Raw genomic sequence first — 6311 nt, 5'->3', positions numbered from 1 at the left:
GGCCAGAGGCCCATGGCCTTCCGTAGGCACAAGCAGTCCGCAGGGACTGCTTGTGTCCGACTCCAGTTCACCGAGCCGGCCCGCGCTGGCGATGTGCTCGCGGCTCAACGCCGCGGGCATCGCCGTCCCCACGGGGGACCGGTCAGACGCACCGCGTTCAGCGGTGTGCGGCTGGACGAGGGGCTTCATGTTTGGCGCGTTCGTAGGCGACCAGGGCGCAGCCCCAGTCGGCGAGGCGGGCGCAGGTGTGCTCGAGCAGGGGGTCGTCGGCCAGCAGTTCGGGGTGGAAGGCGTCCAGCATGGGTCGGGTCATGGAGTAGTCGTGAGCCATGGCCTGCAGGCCCATGGCGAGCTGGTGGATGGCGGCCGTCGGCTCGTCCAGGCCGGCGTGGCGGGCCAGCAGGCKGGCGAAGCGGTCGAAGATGGGCCCGACTTCCTGCGCCACCGTCTGCATGAAGATCGGGCTGGGCGCCTGCATCTCGCGGAAGAACATCTGGGCGCTGCAGGCGCCATCGTCGAACAGGAAGGGCTGCAGGAAGCGGCGGATGGCCTCGTGCAGGTCCAGCCCCGGGTCATCGAAACCGGTGAGCTGTTGCTGCAACTCTTGCACCGGCAGGCGCAGCACCTCGCGGTAGAGACCGTCCTTGTCAACGAAGTGATAGTGGATGGCACCCGGGTTGACGCCCGCGGCGGCGCAGATCTCCCGAGTCGGCACGGCGTCGAAGCCGCGTTCGCCGAACAGGCGCATGGCCTCCCGCAGCAGGCGCTCGCGCGGCGGCAAGGGTGCGGACGAGGAGGGATTCACAGCACGCATGGGGCTGGACTGTAAAGCCAACCAAGCGCTTGCTTGGTCGCGTTTTGTATCGTTTCTTATCGACTGGCGACTGACGGCGCGCCAAGCAAGGCATCAGATGGGCTCCGCCGGCAGGGGGTGCTTCCGGCACGGGAACGGTCTTTGCCGGCCTGCACAGGCGGCGTCGGCCGCGCCGCGCTGCCAGGTGATGGCAGCGTGAACCGCTTCATCAACCTTGGAGAGTTCATCATGAGCAGGAAATTCAACCCCTTGTCGACGACCGTTGCGCTGGCGACGGCCGCCCTGGTGATTGGTGTCGCCGGCTGCGCGTCCACGCGCTCCAGCGATGAAACCGCCGGCCTGTCGCGCGACGCCGATACGGCCCCGACCCTGGCCGAGGCCACGCCCACCAATCCGCTGGACACGACGAGCCAGCCCAATCCGGTGGACACGACAACGACAGTAGCGATGCCCGCCGAGACCCCGGCTCCAGCGGCGCCTGTGGCCAGCATCGAGCCGCAGCCTGCCACGACAACGACCAGCGAGGCCTCGCCACCGATCTCGCCGGCGACGGATGTCAGCGCCGCACCGCCCATGCCGGCTCAGACGCAGCCCAGCACGCCTGCCTACCCAAGCAGCACCGACACCACGACGTCGAGCACGACCACGACGACCACGACCGATACGTCGAGCAACAACAACAACGCCGATCAGGCACTGCCGCCGCGCCGCGACCGCCACTGAGGCGGTCAGCGGTCAGCGGTCAGTGGCAGGGCTAAGGTGCGAGCGCTTGGGTGAGCGCTTGCGCCGGCCGCAGCGCGCCGACTTCGATGCCGCGCCAGTTGCTCAATTGCAAGTGGCTGTAGCTGCGTAACAGCTCGTCTTCGGTCTTCAGCAGGCCTTGTGCGACCGCGGCAAAAGCCGCTTCGGCCGCACGGGCGGCGCCGTCGTCGATCTTCAGCGCGACGCCGAGGCCCAGCTCCGGCAAGGCCGCGCAATAGACGCCCTCGGCGCCGATCTTGCAAAAGACGCGCTCGCCGAAGGCTTGCATGACGCGGGTGTCGAAACGGTCCGTACCGCCCACCATGAAGGGAGCCACGGCGGCCGCTTGGCGCAGCCTGCGCGCGGCGCGGGCGTTCACGTCGGACAACCCCTGGCCGGTGCCGCAGCGCGCAAATGCCAGTGCCAGTGAACGCAGCGGCAAGGCAAAGGTCGGGATGGAGCAGCCRTCGATGCCACGCGGGGCCTGCTCGACGTCCACGCCCGTTGCGGCTGACAAGGCGGAAGACACCTCGCGCATCACGGGATGTTCAGCCGCGACATAGCCGCGCGCGAATTCGGCCGGCTCGGCGCCAGCATTGCGCGCCATCAGGCAAGCCACGCAGACAAAGCCGCTGTGCTTGCCCGAGCAGTTGTTGTGCAGCGGCGTCGCGACCTCGCCGCGCGCCGCCATGCCGCGCAGCACCGGCTCGCGGCTGGGCCATTGCGTGCCGCATTCCAGCGCGTCGGCCGTCAGCCCCAACTTGGCCAGCACGCCGGCGGCCGTCGCCACATGCTCGGGCTCGCCGCTGTGCGAGGCGCAGGCCAGCGCGAGCTCAGCATCCGTCAACGAGAAGGCTTCGGCCCCGCCGCTTGCCACCAGCGGCAGAGCCTGCAGCAGCTTGACTGCCGAGCGCGGGAAGATGGGCCGGTCGATATCGCCCAGGGCCGTGTGCACGGCGCCCGAGGCGTCGACGATGGCCAGGGCGCCGGCATGGCGGGACTCGACGGTGCTGCCGCGTAGGACTTCGATGAGGACGGGGTTCATGGGCCGCTCGGACGGTAGGCAAAGGCGCAAGCCTAAACCGCCTGCGCAGCTTCCGGCAGCTTGGCCACCACCTTGATCTCGAACTTGAAGCCGTACAGCCAGGTCACACCGATGCCGGTCAGCGTGGGGTAGGGCGCCTCACCCCAATACTCGGGCACGATGGCCCAGATCCTCTCGAAGTTGGCCTCGGGGTCGACGATGTAGACGGTCACGTCCTGGACGTCGTCGAAGCTGCAGCCGGCGGCGGCGAGCACGGCGTTGAGGTTGTCGAACGCCAGCCGCACCTGGGTCTCGAGGTCGGGTTCGGGTGAGCCATCGGGCCGGCTGCCCACCTGGCCCGACACGAACAGCAGGCCGTTGGCGCGCACCGCCGGTGAATAGCGGTTGTGCTCGTACAGGGCCTGGCGGCCGGCGGGGAAGACGACGTCGCGTCGGGTCATGGCAATCTCCGTAAGAAAACGATGACTGCACTCTAGGCAACGGCTCTTTTTCGAGCTAGACGCTGCGGCGGACACCACTGTTTTGCCGCACTGGACAATCGCGACCCAAGGAGGGCGCGATGGACCGCTTCGATGCCATGCAGGCGTTCGTGCGAGTGGTGGAGGCGGGCAGCTTCACCAAGGCGGCCGAGGCGCTGCAGCTCAGCCGCACGCGGGTGACCCAGCTGGTGCAGGAGCTGGAGGCGCGGCTGCGCGTGCGCTTGCTGAACCGCAGCACGCGGCGCGTGCAAGCCACCGCGGACGGTGCCGCCTACTACGCGCAGGCGGTGCGCCTGTTGGCCGAGCTGGACGAGGTGGAGAGCAGCCTCGCCGGCGCATCGGGCGTGCCGCGCGGGCGCCTGCGTGTCGACGTGCCCAGCCCGCTGGCGCGGCTGGTGCTGGTGCCGGCCCTGCCGGGCTTTCACGCGCGCTACCCGGAGCTGGAATTGGAGCTTGGCGTCAGCGACCGCTTCGTGGATTTGATCGGCGACAACGTGGACTGCGTCGTGCGTGGCGGCGAGCTGGCCGACCCCTCGCTCGTGGCGCGCCGTGTCGGCGAGCTGCAACTCGGCGTGTTTGCGGCACCGGCGTACCTGGCGCGCGCCGGCGTGCCATCCCACCCGCGCGAGCTGGAGGGCACGCACCACCGCGTCGTGGGCTATCGCGGCGCCCGCGCAGGCCGCCCGCTGGCCTACACGATGACGCGTGGCGACGAGACCGTGGAAGTCGCCGGCCGAGCCACGCTGACGGTGGACGACGGCAATGCCTACCTCGCCGCCGGGCTGGCCGGCATCGGCCTGCTCTGGTTGCCGCGCTACATGGCCGATGCGCACGTCGCCGCCGGTGAGTTGCGGCCCGTCTTCGAGGACTGGCGCCTCGCGCCAATGCCGCTGTACCTGGCCTACCGGCCCAACCCCCATGTCAGCGCGCGGCTGCGGGTCTTCATCGATTGGGTCGTCGCGCTGCTGGCGCGGCAACTGCCGCGCTGACGGCCTCAGAGCGGCGCGGCGACGGTGAAGCGCGCGCGCAGATGGCGCGGCTGCTCGATCTCGTCGGCGATGGCCACGGCCAGGTCGGCCACCGTGATGCCGGCGGGGGCGTCACCCGCCATCAGCAGCTGCTCGCCGCCGACGCGGTAGTTGCCGCTGCGCTCGCCCGGGGCCAGCAGGGCCGGCGGGCTCAGCAAGGTCCAGTCCAGCTGGGTGTTGCCGCGCAGGGCGGTCAGGTGGTCACGCGCCGCACGGGCGCCGGGGACGATGTTGGCCGGCACATGGCTGGCGAAGTCCGGCGTGTCGACCAGTTGCACGCCGGGTGCGACGAACAAGCTGCCCGCGCCACCGACGACGAGCAGGCGCTTGACGCCGCTGGCTTCCACGCCCTGCGTGATGGCGGTCGCGCCGCGCAGGAACTTGTCGTAGAGCTCGGCCTCGTTCCAGCCCGGGTTGAAGGCCGACACGACGGCGTCGTGACCGCGCACGGCGGTCGCGACGGCCTCGGCGTCGTAAGCGTCGCCAACGACGGCGGTCAGCCCCGGGCGCGCTTCCAGCTTGGCGGGGTCGCGCACGAGGGCGGTGACCTGGTGGCCGCGTTGCAGCAGCTCGGCGAGGACGGCAGTGCCAACGAATCCGGTGGCGCCGATGAGAGCGATGTTCATGAGGTTCTCCAAAGGATTGAAAGCGATGGATGAACGATATGGGCTTCACGATCCGGCGATAAGACGGTAAAAATCGCCAAGACCTTGAAGTGGTGCTTAAGGATGGACGAGCTCAAGCCCTTTGCCGTATTTGCCGAAACGGTCGCCGCCGGCTCCATGAGCGCGGCCGGGCGGCGTCTGGGCATGAGCGCTTCGGCTGTCAGCCAGACGCTGCGCACGCTGGAGCGCCAGATGGGCGTCACGTTGCTGCACCGCTCGACACGCAAGCTCGCGCTGACCGAGGCCGGCGAGCGCTGCTACCCGCATTGCCTGCGCCTCGTCGAGGCGGCTCGCGCGGCGGCCGAATCGCTGGCCCAGGCGCGCGATGCGCCCAGCGGTGAGTTGCGCGTCGCCGCACCGGTGGGCTTTGCGGCCCATATCGCCCAGGCCCTGGCGCCGGTGCTGGCCCAGTCGCCGCAGCTGCGGCTGCGCCTGCTGGTGGACGACGCCATGATCGACCTCATCGATGCCCGCATCGACATCGCGGTGCGCGTCGGCCAGCTCGCCGATTCCAACTGGCTGGCGCGGCCACTGTGCGAGGTCGAGATGGTGCTGTGCGCCGCGCCCGCCTATGTCGAGCGCCATGGACAACCTGCGACGCCCGCCGATCTGCCCGGTTTCGACTGGCTGGCCTGGGCCGCCGAGACGCAGGACGCCGGCGACGCCGCGCCGGCCATTGCCCTGCTGCTGCACGGCGCCAGTGGCGAAAGCCAGCGTCTGCAGGTGCCCGTGCGCATCGCCAGCAACAACCACGTGGCCCTGCAGCAGATGTGCGAGCAGGGTCTGGGGATCGCCCGCCTTGGCTATGCGGACGTGCTGGCCCAGCTATCCCGCGGCACCTTGGTGCGCCTGCTGCCGCAATGGCGCTTCATGCCGATGCCGGTGGTGGCCGTCACGCCTAAGCGCGAGGGCGAGCCGGCCAAGGTGAGGGTGGCGATCGAGGCGTTGAAGCGGTATTTCGCGACGCTGCCGGGGTTGGAATCTGGCTGACCATCTGGATTCGGGCAGAGTGCGGGGCGCGCCGCTTCCGTGCGCCTAGCGTTGATCACTTGGCGACTGCTGAAATCCGGCGCGCATAAGCCGGAAGCACTCTCAAGCTAGTTGATGACCGCAAAGCGTCCGCGGAGTCAGCCATAAACCGGCGCTCGCAAGGTCTCGGCAGCTGCCAGCGTCATCAATCTTGGGGGCAGCGGCTCAATGCACCGATTGCGCGGTCTATCGACTGCGAATCAAATCCTAGGGCATCGCTCTTGGGCCTATTACCAGGAGGCTGGCGCAATGCGTAGGCGGTCATCCGCTTTGCGTGAGATGGCTTCGGTGCCAAAACCTGCCGTTTTCGCAGTTCTTCGTGAAGGAACTCAATGCCAACAAGTCCGTTCAAGTCTGCGATACGAAACTACGCATGCGCAATCGGTGGAAGTCTGTTGGTGGCAATAGCCGACGGTATGCGCAATGGCGAGGGGGCGTCGCTGAAGAAAGCAATGCTTTGGATGGCAGACTTCTTTGAAGGCAGCCCAGGAATGGTTTGGAGTATCGCTG

At 68.7% G+C, this 6311-nt stretch carries 7 protein-coding genes; 3 read left to right on the top strand and 4 right to left on the bottom strand.

Translation table 11 applies throughout. The features are described from left to right. Positions 1–157: 157 nt before the first annotated feature. The gene (locus ACXJKR_RS21320; protein ID WP_457324525.1) at positions 158–805 is read right to left on the bottom strand and encodes a TetR/AcrR family transcriptional regulator; all 648 of its coding nucleotides are present in this window, start codon (positions 803–805) and stop codon (positions 158–160) included. A gap of 237 nt (positions 806–1042) precedes the next feature. On the opposite strand from ACXJKR_RS21320, the gene ACXJKR_RS21315 reads away from it, so the two are divergent. Then, positions 1043–1537, top strand: a complete 495-nt coding sequence (locus tag ACXJKR_RS21315) for a hypothetical protein (protein WP_457324524.1) — start codon at positions 1043–1045, stop codon at positions 1535–1537. Between the two features lie 31 nt (positions 1538–1568). On the opposite strand, the gene ACXJKR_RS21310 is transcribed toward ACXJKR_RS21315, so the two are convergent. After that, entirely contained in the window at positions 1569–2600 is a 1032-nt protein-coding gene (locus tag ACXJKR_RS21310) for an asparaginase (RefSeq protein ID WP_457324523.1), read from the bottom strand. Positions 2601–2632: 32 nt separating this feature from the next. Beyond that, positions 2633–3040, bottom strand: a complete 408-nt coding sequence (locus tag ACXJKR_RS21305; RefSeq protein WP_457324522.1) for a RidA family protein — start codon at positions 3038–3040, stop codon at positions 2633–2635. Positions 3041–3159: 119 nt separating this feature from the next. On the opposite strand from ACXJKR_RS21305, the gene ACXJKR_RS21300 reads away from it, so the two are divergent. Further along, on the top strand, positions 3160–4068 hold the full coding sequence (locus ACXJKR_RS21300; protein WP_457324521.1) for a LysR substrate-binding domain-containing protein: 909 nt from the start codon (positions 3160–3162) through the stop codon (positions 4066–4068). Positions 4069–4073: 5 nt separating this feature from the next. On the opposite strand, the gene ACXJKR_RS21295 is transcribed toward ACXJKR_RS21300, so the two are convergent. Then, complete coding sequence (locus tag ACXJKR_RS21295; RefSeq protein WP_457324520.1) at positions 4074–4733, bottom strand: NAD(P)-dependent oxidoreductase; 660 nt, start codon at positions 4731–4733, stop codon at positions 4074–4076. Positions 4734–4835: 102 nt separating this feature from the next. Here ACXJKR_RS21295 and ACXJKR_RS21290 point away from each other — a divergent pair, with 102 nt between their 5' ends. Beyond that, positions 4836–5762: a LysR family transcriptional regulator gene (locus tag ACXJKR_RS21290; RefSeq protein WP_457324519.1), complete on the top strand. Its 927-nt coding sequence runs from the start codon at positions 4836–4838 to the stop codon at positions 5760–5762. The last annotated feature ends 549 nt before the right edge of the window (positions 5763–6311 follow it).

It is taken from the genome of Roseateles sp. P5_E11, assembly GCF_054049355.1.
The sequence above is the reverse complement of the archived record's forward strand: the minus strand, read 5'-3'. Positions and strand labels throughout refer to the sequence as shown.

Coding starts and splice junctions, on each gene's coding strand:
- ACXJKR_RS21295 (WP_457324520.1), bottom strand. CDS start 4,733: ATGAACATCGCTCTCATCGGCGCCACCGGATTCGTTGGCACTGCCGTC.
- ACXJKR_RS21300 (WP_457324521.1), top strand. CDS start 3,160: ATGGACCGCTTCGATGCCATGCAGGCGTTCGTGCGAGTGGTGGAGGCG.
- ACXJKR_RS21290 (WP_457324519.1), top strand. CDS start 4,836: ATGGACGAGCTCAAGCCCTTTGCCGTATTTGCCGAAACGGTCGCCGCC.
- ACXJKR_RS21305 (WP_457324522.1), bottom strand. CDS start 3,040: ATGACCCGACGCGACGTCGTCTTCCCCGCCGGCCGCCAGGCCCTGTAC.
- ACXJKR_RS21315 (WP_457324524.1), top strand. CDS start 1,043: ATGAGCAGGAAATTCAACCCCTTGTCGACGACCGTTGCGCTGGCGACG.